The 15,660-nt window shown below is 65.0% G+C and carries 13 protein-coding genes; 2 read left to right on the top strand and 11 right to left on the bottom strand.

From position 1 onward, the window contains the following. Positions 1–71: 71 nt before the first annotated feature. The 8 genes from DL519_RS43820 to DL519_RS43785 all read right to left on the bottom strand — a co-directional run bounded on the left by DL519_RS43820 (position 72) and on the right by DL519_RS43785 (position 12,269). The gene (locus tag DL519_RS43820) at positions 72–1,646 is read right to left on the bottom strand and encodes a PfaD family polyunsaturated fatty acid/polyketide biosynthesis protein (protein ID WP_190823619.1); all 1,575 of its coding nucleotides are present in this window, start codon (positions 1,644–1,646) and stop codon (positions 72–74) included. Continuing rightward, a complete protein-coding gene (locus DL519_RS43815; protein WP_190823618.1) occupies positions 1,646–5,146 on the bottom strand; it encodes an FAD-dependent oxidoreductase in 3,501 nt (1,166 codons plus the stop codon). The genes DL519_RS43820 and DL519_RS43815 overlap by 1 nt, the downstream gene beginning before the upstream one ends. Beyond that, positions 5,139–6,938, bottom strand: a complete 1,800-nt coding sequence (locus DL519_RS43810) for a fatty acyl-AMP ligase (protein ID WP_190823617.1) — start codon at positions 6,936–6,938, stop codon at positions 5,139–5,141. Before DL519_RS43810 ends, DL519_RS43815 begins: the two co-directional genes overlap by 8 nt. A 1,289-nt stretch (positions 6,939–8,227) precedes the next feature. Further along, on the bottom strand, positions 8,228–9,994 hold the full coding sequence (locus tag DL519_RS43805) for a hypothetical protein (protein WP_190823616.1): 1,767 nt from the start codon (positions 9,992–9,994) through the stop codon (positions 8,228–8,230). Positions 9,995–10,010: 16 nt separating this feature from the next. Further along, positions 10,011–10,322 (bottom strand): type VII secretion target, encoded by a 312-nt coding sequence (locus DL519_RS43800; protein ID WP_190823615.1) that lies wholly within the window; start codon positions 10,320–10,322, stop codon positions 10,011–10,013. A 681-nt stretch (positions 10,323–11,003) separates the two neighbouring features. Beyond that, entirely contained in the window at positions 11,004–11,225 is a 222-nt protein-coding gene (locus DL519_RS43795; protein ID WP_190823614.1) for a hypothetical protein, read from the bottom strand. A 2-nt stretch (positions 11,226–11,227) separates the two neighbouring features. Continuing rightward, entirely contained in the window at positions 11,228–11,572 is a 345-nt protein-coding gene (locus DL519_RS43790; RefSeq protein WP_190823613.1) for a hypothetical protein, read from the bottom strand. A gap of 487 nt (positions 11,573–12,059) precedes the next feature. Next, positions 12,060–12,269, bottom strand: a complete 210-nt coding sequence (locus DL519_RS43785) for a hypothetical protein (RefSeq protein ID WP_190823612.1) — start codon at positions 12,267–12,269, stop codon at positions 12,060–12,062. A 206-nt stretch (positions 12,270–12,475) separates the two neighbouring features. Between DL519_RS43785 and DL519_RS43780 the strand changes: the two genes are divergently transcribed. Continuing rightward, positions 12,476–13,318: a helix-turn-helix domain-containing protein gene (locus DL519_RS43780; protein ID WP_190823611.1), complete on the top strand. Its 843-nt coding sequence runs from the start codon at positions 12,476–12,478 to the stop codon at positions 13,316–13,318. Between the two features lies 1 nt (position 13,319). Beyond that, positions 13,320–13,514, top strand: coding sequence for a DUF397 domain-containing protein (locus DL519_RS43775; RefSeq protein WP_190823610.1), 195 nt, complete (start codon positions 13,320–13,322; stop codon positions 13,512–13,514). Positions 13,515–13,983: 469 nt separating this feature from the next. On the opposite strand, the gene DL519_RS43770 is transcribed toward DL519_RS43775, so the two are convergent. From DL519_RS43770 to DL519_RS43760, 3 genes are all read right to left on the bottom strand, one after another. Continuing rightward, positions 13,984–14,538, bottom strand: coding sequence for a DUF3558 domain-containing protein (locus DL519_RS43770; protein WP_190823609.1), 555 nt, complete (start codon positions 14,536–14,538; stop codon positions 13,984–13,986). 14 nt (positions 14,539–14,552) lie between these two features. After that, on the bottom strand, positions 14,553–14,924 hold the full coding sequence (locus DL519_RS43765) for a hypothetical protein (RefSeq protein WP_190823608.1): 372 nt from the start codon (positions 14,922–14,924) through the stop codon (positions 14,553–14,555). A gap of 134 nt (positions 14,925–15,058) precedes the next feature. Further along, positions 15,059–15,235 (bottom strand): MerR family transcriptional regulator, encoded by a 177-nt coding sequence (locus tag DL519_RS43760; RefSeq protein WP_190823607.1) that lies wholly within the window; start codon positions 15,233–15,235, stop codon positions 15,059–15,061. Positions 15,236–15,660 lie beyond the last annotated feature (425 nt).

Genomic DNA, 15,660 nt, shown 5'->3' with positions numbered 1-15,660 from the left:
TCCTCAGTGTCGATGGTCTCCGGCTGTGAGTCTTTTGGGGTGCTACGACGCCCCAGAAGACTCACGGGTTCTTACGTCAGCCTGCGCGGCGTGAAGCGGAAAGCGGTCGCGGGGACCGGCACTCCGTAGGTGCGCAGCTGGTGCGCTCTGGTCACCACCGCCGCACCTTCCAGCAGATTGCGGGCGACCTGCACGACACTGCGGTTCGCAGGGTCTGCGAGGAAACTGCCGGCCGCCCAGCGGTTGAACGCTCCCGTTGCCGGCCCGCACCAGAGCTGGTAATCGGCGCGGCGCGTCGTCTCGCCATGGATCGCCCACCAGCTCGACCTGCCCAGGTACCACCGGCATACCAGCGCCATGCGGTGTTTCGGATCGGCCTCGGCGCGAGAAAGCTCGTCAGGATCCCGCTCCAGCCAGTAGCGCCGCGTCTCCGCCCAGATGTCCGCGATCGTGGCGCCCAGCACACTACGTTCGAGCTTTTCGGCCTCCCGGGCGGGCATTTCGTCGAACGACCGATACTGCCGGTAGATCTGGTACAGCTGGTTCGCACGCGGGCCGAACATGGTGCCTTTGCGGAGCACCTGCACCTTGGCGCCAAGCTCGAACATGTCTGAGGCTGGTGCCATCATCACGTCCGCGATGTCGGCTGCCGCGAGCATTTCCTTCGCTTCCCCCGAGATTCCGGCCTCCAGGCAAGTCTGGTTCACCGACCCGGTGAGCACGTAGGCCGCTCCGGCGGCAAGGGCCGACGCGACACCGTGGGGCGTGCCGAGGCCACCCGCAGCACCGATCCGAACGTTGCGCCCGTGCCGGAAGCGGGTGCTCAACGCATCGCGCAGCTCCATGATCCGGGGCAGCAACGATGCAAGCGGCCGGTTGTCGGTATGCCCACCGCTGTCGGCTTCCACGGTGATGTCCTCGGCCACGGGGACGCGCTTGGCGAGTTCGGCTTCGTCAGCGGTGATCCGGCCATTCACGACCAGCTCATCCAGCAGGCGCTGCGGTGCCGGGGCGATGAACTTCTCCGCGACCTCCGGGCGGGAGATCTTCGCGAACAGCCGTGTCCCGCGGACGATCCGGCCACTGCGGTCTGTTCGCAGTCCGGATGCTGCCAACTGGACCACGGTCGGAGTCAGATCCATGAACGCGGAGGCCGAAACCGCGGGCACCTGCTCCCGGAGGAGCATGTCGACCAGGTGCCTCTCCCACGCCGGATTCTGTGGCGCGTGGATGAGGTTCACTCCCCAGTTCAGCCGGCCCGGCAACGCTTTCCGGAGGTTCTGCACCGTCGCCGTCACCTTGGGAACGGGGATACCGGCGGCGCCGAAGAAGCCGAGCATGTCCGCTCGTGCCATGGCGATCACCAGCTCCGCGGTTGCGATTCCGTTCGCCATTTCGCCCGCGACATAAGGAAACCGCGTGCCATGAACCTCGTTGAAGGACCTGTCACCCAGCCATTCCGGGTACAGCGGCGGCAAGGTGGCCAGCACACGCCGACCGCGCGGGTCGCCGACGATGGCGCCGATTCCGTTGTCGGGCGTCGCGACGATCCGAACTTCTTCACGAATCCTTGCCACCACGTCGGCAAGCGGCTCCTGCGCTGCGGGCTGCATGGCGCTGGGGGCCGTGGTCGAGGACATCTTCATCAGTTCTCCAGCAGCGTCTCGTCGAGCACTTTCCGCAAGGTCGCGGCCAGCCCGCGCAGGTCAGCCCCGCCGATGATGGTGAAGTGGTTGCCGGGCACCTCATGCACGCGCAGTCGAGCCATCTGCACCGACGCCCAGCCGTTGTGAGGATCCCCCACCGGTATCGCTGGTCGCCGCGCCTCGCCGGACACCGGCGGAAAAGGTTCGACAGCGCGAAGCAACGTCATCGACAGATCAGACGGCTGAGGCCGGTAGGCGATGTTGGCCTCCAGATTCGATTGAAACACCGGCAACAACCGATCGAGTAGTCGATCGGCCGCTGCCGCGCCCGTGATCCGAAGCTCCCTGCTGACCAGCTCACGGCACTGGGCGAACGTCAGTGCGGGATCCACCTTCAACGCATCCCCTTGGGCTCCCGACATCGCCCGGTGCACCGCCACCAGCTCCTCCAGCGCGGCACGCTCATCCCAAACCGGGGCGGTCTGCCCCCCGCGCGGAAGGTAACTGTCGATCCCCACCACCTCGGCGACCTCTGCCCCATCACGCCGCAACCGGCAGCCGATCTCGTACGCGACCAGACCACCGAACGAGTAGCCACCGACGACGTAGGGACCACGCGGCTGGACCGCGTAAATGTCCTCGAGGTACCGGTCGGCGAGTTCCTCGACGGTCTTGAGTGCCGGCTCGCCGCCGTCATACCCGGGGGCTTGAAGCCCGTAGAACGGGTATCCAGGGCCCAGATCATCGGCGAGCGCCTGCAAGTGATGCGCTGCTCCGACCACGCCGCCGACGCAGAAGAAGGGCCGTGGCGGAGTCAGCGCAACGGCCAACACCGGTTTCCGCTCCACCTCACGTGTGTCGGCGTGCTCACCGTCCATCAGCTTGACCAGTTGGTGTGCAACCGCTTCCAGCGTGGGATGTTCGAGCAACAGCGTTGGCGGGACGCGGAAGCCCAGCCAGTCGGATAGCTCGGCCTGCAGCCCGGTGGCCGTCAGCGAGTCGAGCCCGTAGTCATCCAGTGGGGCCTGTGGGTCGATCTCGGCCACGGGACGGCCGAGATCGGCCGCGAGCTGCCGAGTCAGCCACTCCAGCAGCTCGGCACCGGAGCGCACCTGGTATCGCGGTGCGCCGCGCCGGCCTTGCCCGCGGCTGTCGCCGGCCACTTCAGCTGCGAAGTAGCGGCGCGCGAGATCCTGAGCATAAGCCACATTGGTCTCGATCAACTCGAAACCCAGGAGACTCCCGACGTGGTAAGTCTGCCGGTCTCCTTGCATGCGCTCGAGGCGATCGAGAACACCTTCCTTGAGATCCGCGGCGCGGAAGTGCGGCATGAACGGCCATCGTCCGGCGACCAGCACCTCGGTAACCTGACCACCCATCGCGGCCACATCAGCACGAAGCCGCCGGACGATGTCCGCGGTGTCCAGGCCGTGCGCCCCATAGGAGTAGCAGGTGTAGACGTCCGTGTCGGCATACCGGTTGTGGTAGGCGACGCAGTGGCCAGGTGGCGGTGCCGCCTCCTTGGAGCGCACGAGATACATGCCGGCTCTGGGCAGTCCGGAAATCCGGCAAAGCACGGTGTAGTAGTCGATCGTGCGAACCCTCGACGCGATATCCCGCTCGTCGGCGGTGGCGTCGAGCACGTCGACGATCTGGTCGAGCGGAACGGACAGGACGAGCGAATCCGCATGTACAGGACCGGAATCGGTGTGCACGACGACGCCGCTGGATGCGCGTTCGATCGATGTGATGCGCGTACCTGTGCGCACATCGGAAAGACTGTCGGCAACCCGCTGCCACAGCCTCCCGAAGCCGCCGGATACCGTGAAGGGTCCGGCATGGCCGGTGGTTCGCGAACCAAGGGAAACCAGACCGGTCATCTCGGCATGTTTCACGAAGTACAGCGCAGGGACATCGTCGTGCGGATAGCCGTATCCCGAGGCGGTATAACCGGATCCGAGCGAATCCGTCATACCCAGGAGATCGTTGCCGACCACCCATTCCGATATCGGCTGAGCCAACGACCCTGCAGAGTGCGCCAGACCGGCCGTCGCGATGCCCGAAAAGGACTGTTCCCGCAGTCGCGTGTACCGGGAGAACTCCGACCTCCGGAAGAATGCCGCACCCGGCGATCTGCGAAACCACCGGTCGGCGTCATATTCGTAGGTCGCTGTGGCTTCTTCAGTGTCGACACCGAATTCTGCCGCCAGTTCGGCAAACCGCTCGTAGCGCGGTGTGCAGATGTGGGCGCCCAGATCGTACGCACGCCCGTCGACGTCGATTGAGACGGCCTTACCTCCGACGACCGGCTCGCGCTCCAACACCACCACGGTGTGCCCGAGGCGCTCCAATTCACGCGCGACAGTAAGCCCGCTTGGGCCCGCACCGACGACACAAACTGTTGAGGTTAGGGGCCCCCTTGACCCGGTTACTTGGTCACGGGTGCCCCTGGCCTCAACCGTGGCCTCAACCGGCGCCGTCCGCGCGGCGTGCATTTTCCGGTAGATCAGGGCACGGGCGTGGTTCACCGAGGCCGCTTCAAACGGCGACCGGGCGAGCGCGATGCCAAGACCTTCCGGCGCCTGAGCAGGGTCGAACACCAGGGCTTTCGCCGACTCGGTGTCGAGAACGGCGTCGAACCGCACTCGCGCGATCGTGTGGAATCCCGCAGACCACACGACCGATGGATCGAGCGCGGCCTGATTTCCGTCGGTGGAGTCGGTCACCGGATGCAGCTGGATTTGCAGCAGCGCACCGAATCCGCCGTTCGAAACCTGCTCGACGAGCTCATCCCGGAGGGCAGTCGGCGGTCGCCGATCAGCAGCAGACCTGGGGAGGAAATGCGGTGGCACGGGCGGGAAAAGGCGATGGCCGGCGACGTGCTGTCCGCAGTCGGAGCTGTCTTCCGCCGGTACGAGCCGGTAACGCGCCAGCCAAGGACGCCCGGTGGCGTCCACGTGCACGCGTGGCGCCTGCGAGTGGTAGTGGTACCGCATGAACGAGACCGGATCGCGGACCTGCTCCCACAGCAGTTCCCCGGCACGCGGGCTGGCCCGCACCATGTCCTGGCGGTCCTGATCGTTTCCCAGCAGGAAGCGCACGAAGGCCGCGGCGTTGCCGGCGAAAAGTGCGCGACCGGTGTTCAGCGTCAGATTGAACGGCGGCTCCCCGGAACCATCGGGATCCAACCACAGCAGCGACACACCGCGGGTTCCGGGCGCGATGTCGTCCGGCGATTCACCGTTGCTGTACCTGGCAATCAGCGGGTACCGCTTGCCCGCCGCGAAGAACGGGTGCACGGCGATCCCGGCGCCGTCGACGAACTCGACATGCCCGCGCACACAAGCGCCCGCACCGTGGAAGAGGCGTTTGCCGGTCGAGGTCACCGCGGTCTGGAATTTCCGGAGCAGTGCGGTGAAACCCGCGTCGACGTCGTGCAGTCGCGGATCATCCGGCCCGGTGCAAATCCGCAGCCCCGGGGCCAGAAGTTCACTACGCATCGGGCTGCTCCTCTAAACGCTGAAGGTACTGCGTGCGGCACGCGGCGCGGCGCACCTTGCCGCTGGTCGTCTTGAGCACCAGTCCCGGTGCGCCCACGACCACCTTGTCGCATGCGATTCCGTAGGAATCCCGGACCGTGCGACGGACCACCTGGGTGACCTCCCGGGCAGTGTCGGTAGCAGGCTCGCCATCCGCCGTTTCCACGAAGACGATCAACCGCTCGCCCTGGCCAGATCCAGCCGAGGGAACCGAGAACGCGGCAACCCCACCCGGGCGGATCAGCGGATGACACCGGCGAACGGACTCCTCGATGTCCTGCGGATAGTAGTTATCGCCCCGGACAATAATCAGTTCCTTGAGTCGACCGGTAACGAACAACTCTCCATTGTGGAAGAAGCCGAGATCACCCGTCCTCAGATACTCGCGTGGGTCCCCGTCGGAGACGCGAGCACGGAAAGTCTCGCGGGTCTCATCAGCCAGGCCCCAGTACCCAAGGGCCTTCGTGGGCGAGTCGACCCAGATCTCCCCCACCTGCCCGGTATCGCACGGTTTGCCGGTGTTGGGATCGACGATGCGAACGTTGGCATCCGCCTTGGTAACCCAGCCGCTGCCATAGAAACCGGCGGCATCCTTGGTGGAGTCGGCCTCAACCGGCTCCACCCGGCCCTTCTCCAACTCGCGCTTGTCCACCCACAGCTGACCACCGCTGCCCATGCTCAGGCTCAAGGTGTGCTCGGCCATGCCGTAACCGGGGTGGAACACCGCAGTTCTCACTCCGGTCGGTAGGAAAGCGTTCCAGAAACGCTCCATGGTCTGTGGTAGCACCATTTCTCCGGAGGAACCGAGAATTCGCACGGAGCTGAGGTCCCATTCGGCGCGCTGCTCCGGAGTCGTCTTGCGGACCATCAGGTCGTAGGCGAAATTCGGCGCCGAGGTGTGCGTGGCGCGCACCCGGGACATGACGTCGAACCACACCGAGGGCCGCTGCAGGAAGCTCAGCGGAGACATCACGTAGGTCCGCCCGGAGTGCCCCGCGATGGTGTTCAGCAGGAAGCTGATCAGTCCGAGGTCGTGGAAATGCGGAACCCAGGTGACCGCGACCGCGTCGTCGCCCAGGCCCAAATCCGCTGCCAGGAACTGCAACTCGTGGCCGATGTTGCGGTGGCTGACGATCACGCCCTTGGGGAACCCGGTCGATCCGGACGTGTACTGCAAGAAGGCCGGCTCGTCCGGGTCTGCCGGGTTGTACCAATGCCGCGGCTCGACCACGTCCACCTCGCCGCCGTGGCGTGAATCGGTGGCCAGCCACGGAATCCCGGGCATTTCGGGCGCTCCGGGCGGCAATGGACGTGCTCTCAACGCCGCATCGATCGTCCCCTGGTAGGCATCGTGAGTGAGCACGACACGCGCGCCGGAGCTGGTGGCGATAGCCGCCAAGGCCCCGGTGTCCTGCGCGAGTTTCAGCGGGTTTGGCGGTGCGACCGGAACCGGAATCACTCCGCACGCCAGACAGCCGAGGAACGCGCTGATGAAATGCAGCGATGGCAGGTACACCAGCAACGCCCGGTCGCCACGCCGGACGCCCTCTCCTTCCAGGAGCGACATGACCCGCTGCGCGTCTTGAGCCAACCGGCGCACCGTCATCGACTCGGCATCGCGGCCGTCGTCGTCGACGAAGACGAAGAGCTCGCGGTCCATGTCACGCTCGTGGAGATCGATGAACGCCGACAGAATCGTGACCGCACCGAGGCTCGGGGCCGGGTTCGGGTCCGGCTCAACTTCCAAATGCATGGCGAGTCTCCCTGTCTACGGCCGGGCCGCGAACCCACTTGGTCCGCCCAGCCGCTTATGCTGGCACCGCCCCGGACGCCCCGTGCGGACCGTCTTGCGCCACAACCGGCCCAGTCCGACCCGGACACCAAAATGCTAGGGACCTTGGTGCGGCGGACGAAACGTCACCATCCCGAAGCTGCCTGAACCGACAACCTTTCCTGCCTACTCGTCCAGGCAGCGCAATCTCGTCGGCTTTTCGGCTGATATGCGACCCAAGAAGCTCACGACGAGCACCGGGACACTTCGGCAAGTTGGTGAGCTCTGCCCCACGCCGCCACCCCGGTAGGCCGGCCACCCCAGTAGGCCGGCCATCCAGCGGACGGGCGACCGAGCGCCGACAGCACAGGCGCGCCACCTTCGCGACCTCCACATGGCGCAAATGCGTGATGCCTACAGAAAAGCGCTACACGATGCGGCCGCGGAGCGACAGGTGCCGCTTCCGGAAGATGCCTCATAGGCATGGCTTCTTTGCCCTTTGGTTCGCACCCCCGGGCGTGGTCTCTTAGTGCCTGTCGGCGAATGCCGTCCGCGCCTTTGGAAGCGGCGTAGCCGCTTGCAGCCACCTTGCCAAGACGACCATCGGCGGGTTCTGAGAGGTTTCCTGGCGAGGACGGCCCCTCCGCCGCGTATTGGACATACATCAGGAGGGGCACCCGCAGTCCAGGGAACCTCTCAGGTTCCGCTAAGCGACCACCCACCCAGACCATTCATCAACAGGCCCTTACCGAGAGCACGCCCGGAACGTTAAGGATTCGAACAGGACAGGCAACCGCGACAGCGTGAGCGGGTTGGCCCCGAGAGGATCGCATGAACCAAGGCCGTGATCGTCGGCACCCGGGCATCCGGGGTGTCAATTTCGCGAGAAATTGACGTTCACCCGGGTGACGGTCAATTTCTCGCGAAATTGACACCGTCCTCTCGGGCCGAACACCGCTGGCACCCATACATCCGTGATCTTCATGCTCGAAGCACAAGCCAGGTACGTGGTGAACGCGATCAGGTTGGTCGACAACAGCGGCGCTGCGGCACTCGATGTTCGGCCGCCAAGCCAAGCGTTGTCGGTGGATCACGCCGACGAAGCGGACTGCCGCTCTGCGATGCTCCTCCAGGCTTGCGAGAGCGACACTTGCGAGAGCGGCTCAAGGAAGTCTGGAGGCTGGCGATGCCACCTCATGCGGAAGTTGACGCGCTTCCTGCCCGCCCTGCGGACGGCGCATCCGCGATACATCCTTGCGGTGATAACCCGCCTATGCCTTTCCGTAGGTATTCGTATCGATGTACGAGCGCGCGTGGATGTCTGCGGTCTTACTCCCGGTCTTCCACAGCGTTTCTCCGATACCCGACCTCGGGAACGCCGTGTTGCTGGCCGCTGAATTGACCCCGCCGCGCAGCGCGCCGGTCGCTCCCTGCAGCAGCACGCCCTTCCACATGTCACCCGGCTGGCCGTTGCCCCTGGCCACCTCGATGCCGGACTTTACCGCGCCGCTGGTCATACCGTTGATGGCATCCTTCGGGACATCGTAGAAGAGAATTTCTTGCCAGCTATTGCGCGAGCCGAACGAGGCACCCCACGCATTGTTATTTCGCACGAACGCCAGCCGCTGGCGGAAGGTGGTCTGGTCACGGGCGGCGATGCGGGCCGCGTCAAGCTGGTTCCAGGCGTCAGCCTGGAATCTCGCGAGGTCGTGAGCGGCTTCGCTGCGCGCAACAGCGTCTCTGGCGGTCTGCGCGTTCCGCTGCCATTCGAGGAGGCCCTGCCGGGAGGTGTCCAGTGCGTTCTGGGCCTCGCGCAGACCTCCGGAGGCCTCGGCGAGCGCGCGGCGGGCAGCGTCCAGCTGCTGAACGCCGTCCTGAATCCACTCCGGGTTGCCGGACGCCCGGTACAGGTCGAGCGTCGTGCCGGCGGCGTCGACCCGGTGCATGGCCTGGTCGACCGCCTCGCGGTGCACCAACACGGCGCGTTCGCGCGTCGCCACGTCAGTAACGGCTCGAGAGAGTTCGTCGGCGGCCGTGGTGTGCTCTGCGAGCGCGTTCCTGTGGTTGTTGCGTGCCAGGGTGAGCTCGTCGGCGAGGCGCCTGCCTGCATCGGGCGTGTCCTTAACGCCGAGGTTCGCCGCGTTGTCGTACGCGGTCTTGACGTTGTCGAGCAAGCGTTCCGACTCAGGAGGCGGTGGATTGGGCGGCTTCTGCCTCGGTGTCGGGCCCATTTTCATGACGAAGTTCTTGGCCTGGCTGTCGAAGGTGACGAACTCCGGCAGGCCGTCGGACCCGCGTCTCGCGTTGCCCGCATCGTCCAGCACCTTCGAGATACCGCTCTTTTCCAGAACGCCGACGAACGCACCGCCCAGACCACTGACTCCAGCGCTGATGAACACCTGCGCCGGGTCGATCTTCTTGCCCAGGAGACCCGACGCCGTCAGGTTCGCCGCCAAGTCGATCCCCATGTCGCGGACGCCCTCGACCAGCATCCGGCCGTAGCCGACGCTGAGCCGTTCGCTCTTCCAGGTCAGCTGCGAGACCTCGGCAATCCACGTGCGGGTACGCACCAGGAGGTCCACCAATACCCTCAATGCCTGGGCAAGCAATTGCAGCACGCGGACGCCAGTGCTGACCAGATACGCAAGCCAGGCCTGTGCCCAGGCCAGCAGTGCCGGAAACATGGCTGCTGCGGCGTAGAACGCCAACGTCGCGGCGATCAGAACAGCCAGCTCAACGATGATTTGCGTTACCCTGACGTGCTTCCTCGCGTGCTGCTCCTGCTGCGCGGCCACCACCTCCGTGGTCTGCGCCATTCGTTCAGCGCGATGCACAACCCCCCGCATGCGGTCGGTGAATGCGTCCGCCGCTTCACCCGTCCACTTCTCCAGGCCGACGCCGGCAATCTCTCCTACACGGGCGCTGTACTCACACAGGTAAGCTGACAGGTCGGCCCAGCCCTGGGCACTGCGGTACAGAGCCTGCGCGTCACCTCCGGGGTTTCGGAGACCGACCTCGGCCAGCGCGTCCTGCGACATTAATTCGCGTCCTTCATCAGGTCTTGTCGGCCGTCTCTGTGGCCGTGGCGTCCACGTCGGAGAAGTGCCTGGCCTCGTCCTCCAAGGCGTCGGCAATCTCCACGACTTCGCGGTGCATCTTCATGAGCTGTTCCAGCGTCTGCGCGGTGGTTTCCCGGTACTCCCGTTCGGATTCCACGGCGTCCGGCGTCGCGCCGTACGCTCCGCGCATGTTCTCCGCCTCGTTTTGGAACTTCAGAATCCGCGCCCTCAATTCGTCGGCCGTGGCCCGGAGCTCCTGGCTCATGCGCTGCAGGTGCTCCACGTCCACACTGACAACGTTGGACACGGTCTTACCTCCTCCGATCGGTCGGCCACGCAACCGAAGATGCCAGACCATCAAGGCCGTTGAGATCCAACTTCACCAAACCGACCGAAGCCAATCGACAAATGTTCACTCGCGGTCTTTCCCCGCGTTCCCCAGAGCAGAAAGGACACCGACACGTCGTGCCCGCGAGCGGACGACTTGCGGACGCGCCAACCTCTCGGCTCGCGTAAGCGAGCGTGGCGGCCAAATAGGAGGGCGCCGCATACGCGTTTGTCGTAAGTCACGTATTGATTTCCTCACCGGCCTGTAGCTGAAGGCCGGTGCGCGTGGAAATCTGGTGATGGAACTCACGGCGCGAATCGGCGACCCGCGCATGAGCGCGAGCAACCGTGATCTCTGCCTCATCCCGGTTCCGGCCGCCTTTCTCTTTGCGGGACGGGCGTCCGACGGCCGCAGCCACCTCGCGCCGTGGGCGATCGTGACCCATCACTGCCCCTCTGGGCGTCGGCGAGACAACGTCGGCCGCGAACGACCCGTTCCACATCGAGCAACCTAACGGGGGACCGGGACCGGCCGTGGTGTTGGTCCCGGAACCGCCGCACCGGCGGGCACGTCCTCTGTGGACTGATTGGGTGGCATGTGCGCTCCTTGTTCGTTCCGAGGATGTGGGCCTTGGTGAGTGCAGGTGGAATCGGCGCGGTGCTAGAGACGATGCAGCGCGTCGAGTAGCTCGGTGAGCACCTCGCGGGAGACCGGAGTTCGGCTCTTGAGGACCCCCAGCGCGGCGGTCTCCGGTGTTTTCCGCTCAGCGAGCGATCGCTTGGGCTCTGCTTGCGACGAGGCGAGGTCGTCGGCGAGATCACCGGACCACGACACGCTGTATCCGACGTAGAGAATCCCGGTGCGTTCTCGGGCGGTGTGCACGCCTACGCCTCCCCGTACGCGATCTGCTCGCACTCGTCGCAGACCGGCCACCCCTCAACCGGCTCGGCCATCGGGCCCCACGCGAGGTGACGGCACAGCGTTTGCACGACGTCGCGGCCGTCGAGCGCACCGCGCACCGTGTCGGGCCCGACGAGGTGCGAGGCGTGTTCACCGCGCAGCGCGACCCCGTAGGAATAAAAGACCGCGGACTTGGCAGCCGGGAGTTCACGCCCCACCTCCGCGCAGGGGGACAGCTTCGCCGCGAGCTCGTCGGGCAGCTCGGGCGGTGGCTGGGAAGCGTCGGCGGCACGGTCGGCGCGGCCGAACGCCAGCAACAGGCACGGCACCCATGAACCGGTCGACCTGTTCGGCATCCGTGACGGCAAGCCGGTGCCCGCACGGGGCTATCAGAATCGCCGGCGGGTCGTCGTCGAAGTTCAGCGGATAGGCGTGCACCTCGTACTGATCGAGGCTCGGTGCGTTGCGGTTGCGGGCGAGCATTACCGTCGTCATGCCGGTCGCCTCCTGAGTCGGTGCCGCCCGCCGCGTTGGGAACCAGCAGCGGACACGGAGACAGGACACGTGTCCGCTGCTGGCATGTCTCGCCGAGCAGCACGGGGGCAGCAACCACTCGGCGAGGCCCCGCGCACCCGTGCGGCCTCGGGGTATCGGGCGCGGTCGCCACGCGCCCGGACCGCACGGTCAGCGCTGCGTGGCGTGCTGCGCTGCTTCTCGTGCGCGGGGGAAAGGTCGGCGAACTCTTCGGCGAGGTCGATCACTGTTGGCGCCCACATCAGGACGAGGCACAACAGCAGGACCAGCCACATCGCGATTTCAGCCACGGCGAGCACCGCCTCGGTGCAGCAACCGCCGCAGCCGGGCTCGCCGACCGCTGACGAGGCCGCGGGCGATCACCCACCAGTCCGACAGATGCTCCGCGACCGACCCGTGCCGCCGAGGGGCGACCGAGGCGGCTGCGCAGCCGAGAGTGATCAGCGCGAGCTCGAGCATGGCAAGCCAGGCAACCTCATTCCGATCGGGCATTGGGCCGCTCCCCTCAGTGACGGCACCGCCGTTCCCTGCCGACAGCGATTGACGACCGGGACTCCACCTGGGCGGCGCTCTTTCGATGCGTGAGAGACTCTCAAACATCGTGCGAGACTCGCAAGTAGTCCTCGTTGGTACGATCAGGTGACGACTCCTAACCGGCCGTGCTCTGACGACGCCTGATCTAGCTCTAAGGTGGCCACATGACGACCGCCACGCCCCGCGCACGTGCGCTAGCGAAAGAGCTGCGCGCCGCCCGCAAGCACGCGCAACTATCGATGCGCCAAGTCGGCGAAAAACTCGGTTGGTCAGAAAATAAGGTGAGTCGCTGCGAGCTGGCCAAATTCACACCCTCGGAAGCGGACCTTTCGGCAATACTAGCGATCGTCGGCGTCAAGGGCGAAGACCGCGAGAGACTTCTCAAGCTCGCGCGAGAAATCGACCAGCCGGCATGGTGGGAAGTCGGGCTTGAACTAACGGCGCAGAACACCGCGCTCATCGACGCCGAACAACGCGCCCGGCGTATCACCAACGCAACAACGATGCTTGTTCCGGGACTGCTGCAAACGCGGGCCTACACGCGCGCACTGCTGCCGAAACTCGGCGTCCAAGCTGACCAGATCGAGCGGTACGTCAATGTGCGTCAGGTTCGGCAGGGCATCCTGACTCAGTCGGACCCGGTCGAGCTGATCGCGTACTTCGATGAGGCCGCGTTCGCGCGAAGCGTTGGCGGTCCGTCGGTCATGGCCGAGCAGTTGCGATACATCACGTCAGCAGCAAAGCGGCCGAACATCACACCCCGCGTGATCCCGTTCTCCGCTGGTGCACACACGGCGATGTCGGGCGGTTTCTCGGTGATCGAGTTCATCCGCGATTCGCCGGTCGCACATGTAGAACAGCGCCACTCGGGCGCATTCCTCTCCGAAAAGGAGGACGTACAACCGTTTCTTGACGCGATTGAAATACTCGACGAAGTCGCCTTAAATCAGGACGACTCGCTTGAGGCCATTGCTTCGTATGTGAACAAGCATGAGAGTCAGGAGTGAGATGCATTTCGATAACTGGCGGAAGAGTTCCCGCAGTGAAAAGGAAAATTGCGTAGAGATCGGCGGGGCGCCTGGTTTCGCGGGCGTGCGCGACACCAAGGACCGGGCTAGCGGCACGTTGGTGTTCGACCTGACCGCGTGGGGCCACTTCCTGAACGGAATCAAGGCCGACCGGTTCGACACCCCGCAGGGCTGACCGCACAAAAAAGCGCCCGTACCCCGATAAGCCTAGTACCGGGGTACGGGCGCTTTCTTGTGCACGGGTTCGGCCGACCCGGCAGTGATCCTACCTAGCGGCGCTCGCAGGTCGAGCGGACTCGCCGAGCGGCGTGCGTGAGCGCCTACCCCATCGCGTGATGGTCTCTCAGTCGACGTGTTGCTCTGAGATAGTCGGGCATTCGGCCTCGAGGGGGCGAGCCCGCACAGCCCCCTGTGCGAGCTGCAAGGACGGGTGCCGCCGGGCCTGTGGGGGTGTGTGTGCAGGTTCGGGTGAGGTGCCGATTTCGCGCGAAACCGGCCTTCCACGTGCGGGTGAGGTGCCGATTTCGCGTACACGGTTACCGGTTTTACACGCAACCCGGGGGTAGCTATCCAGCCAGCCTGCACCCGCTAGGCAGTGACGAGGCCCCGGACAGCAAGATCCCGGGGCCGCTGTCAGCGTCGATTCACTGCGGGAGTTTCGGCGCGACCGCTTCCGCAACCTTCATCGTGTCAGCGCACGGGTCCTTGGCCTTGCCGGTTTCCGGGTCGGTGTACGTGACCTGCACTGTTACCGATCCACTGCCAGCTTCGAGGATCTGACGACAGACACCCTTGCCAGTCGATCCGTTCGTGATACCCACGAGGCCCTTGCGACCCGCGACCGTGTTCGACTCAAGCTTGTCGAAGTTGCTTCGCCGCTGCTCCCAAGCCGCAAGATCGTCGTTCTCGGACTTGGTGAGTCCCAGTACGAACGGGTCTCCCATGAACTTGCAGCCCACGTCTCCTAGGCCCTTGTCTGCGTCCTTCTTCATGTCCGTATCGACACCGAACGAACGCAACTCGTCGGGGGTCAAGACCGTGCACGGGTCAAAGCTCGCCAGCGAAGAAGACTTCGGTACCTCGCTCGTTGAAGTGGTCTCGGAGCTGCCTCCTCCGCCACCACATCCGGCGAGAAGGAGCCCTGCCACAGCAAACAGGCCGAAGGCAACAGCGGATCGTGTCCTACGCATGGTCCTCATCAGATCAGAATCCCCTACTTGCGGAGGTTGCGGGCGTGCTCTTCGTCGGTGTTGGCCATCTCGCGCGCTGAGTCGCGGTACGCCTGAGCCATGCCTTTAAGGATCTCCTGCATCTTCCGCACCATCGCGATAACTCCGGTTTCGGGATGCTCGACCTTGAGCCGGAACTTATCTCCCAGTTGACGACCGATGTAGCAGTCGCCGTAGGCACCATGCGCGATGAGATCATCTGTATCCGCGACCAGAAAGGCCAACTCGTCTGCCTTGCCTTCGTAGACCTTCGCAACGGCCTCGGTAGCCTTTGGGTCCATGACCAGCTGGCCCGAGTCAACCGCTGCGCGTAGTCCTTGCGCCTGCTGCTGTAAACCGCCGAGTTGACCGACCATAGATTCGAACCCGGTTGGTCCTGTCATGGCGTAAACGTCTCCCCTCCGTGATCACTCCACCCATAAGTGACCGTAATGGGATCAAGGACTACACAAAGGCGCTTTCTTTAACATCGCGCACTTTGCGGGCCTACTTATTCGCGCTGCTGCTGCATTTGGCGGACAACGTCATCCCACAACCAGCGGTGATGACCGCTCGGCAGCGTCAACGATGGCTGTAGCAGACCCTCTCGGACATACCGAGCAAGCGTGCTCGGCGTGATCCCCAGCCGCTTCGCCACCTGTCCAGTCGTGAGGTACTCGTTTGCCACGGTTCAACCGTATGCACCCGTTCAGGTGGTTGCTTGCCGTCTACCACGTTCAACGCGATCTCGGTCTATACTCACGTTCACCACGATTGTCCGATTTGGGATGGTGCGTATGGGTCTGCATGCACGGGTAACTGAGACACCCTGGTTGCACGTGACCGTGATCGACGGGCGCGTGTGGCTCGTGTGCCCTGTCGGCGGAGCCGACTGCGGCCGAGTACTGAGGGACATGGGGCAGATGGCTCTGGACGCCCTGAGCTGGCACGTTCAGTGGAGCCACCCCGGCGCGGTGTCTACGGGAGTTTGGTGGTCAATTCGCCGAACCAGCGTTCGACCTGGTTGAACCTGCCCCAAGCCTGGTTCCGGATCAGGTATCTCACCCACGCTGATCGCCCGCCGCTGGCTGATGATCGCAGCCCGCATCGGCA

Origin of the sequence: Saccharopolyspora pogona (genome assembly GCF_014697215.1) — a bacterium.
Lineage (GTDB): Bacteria > Actinomycetota > Actinomycetes > Mycobacteriales > Pseudonocardiaceae > Saccharopolyspora > Saccharopolyspora hattusasensis.
Note: the sequence above shows the minus strand (reverse complement) of the source record. Positions and strands in the feature narration are given on the sequence as shown.

Excerpts from the sequence above, each read along its gene's own strand:
- DL519_RS43775 (WP_190823610.1), top strand. The coding sequence starts at position 13,320 with ATGCATTTCGATAACTGGCGGAAGAGTTCCCGCAGTGAAAAGGAAAAT.
- DL519_RS43820 (WP_190823619.1), bottom strand. The coding sequence starts at position 1,646 with ATGAAGATGTCCTCGACCACGGCCCCCAGCGCCATGCAGCCCGCAGCG.
- DL519_RS43785 (WP_190823612.1), bottom strand. The coding sequence starts at position 12,269 with ATGCCCGATCGGAATGAGGTTGCCTGGCTTGCCATGCTCGAGCTCGCG.
- DL519_RS43815 (WP_190823618.1), bottom strand. The coding sequence starts at position 5,146 with ATGCGTAGTGAACTTCTGGCCCCGGGGCTGCGGATTTGCACCGGGCCG.
- DL519_RS43780 (WP_190823611.1), top strand. The coding sequence starts at position 12,476 with ATGACGACCGCCACGCCCCGCGCACGTGCGCTAGCGAAAGAGCTGCGC.
- DL519_RS43765 (WP_190823608.1), bottom strand. The coding sequence starts at position 14,924 with ATGGTCGGTCAACTCGGCGGTTTACAGCAGCAGGCGCAAGGACTACGC.
- DL519_RS43805 (WP_190823616.1), bottom strand. The coding sequence starts at position 9,994 with ATGTCGCAGGACGCGCTGGCCGAGGTCGGTCTCCGAAACCCCGGAGGT.
- DL519_RS43810 (WP_190823617.1), bottom strand. The coding sequence starts at position 6,938 with ATGCATTTGGAAGTTGAGCCGGACCCGAACCCGGCCCCGAGCCTCGGT.
- DL519_RS43770 (WP_190823609.1), bottom strand. The coding sequence starts at position 14,538 with ATGAGGACCATGCGTAGGACACGATCCGCTGTTGCCTTCGGCCTGTTT.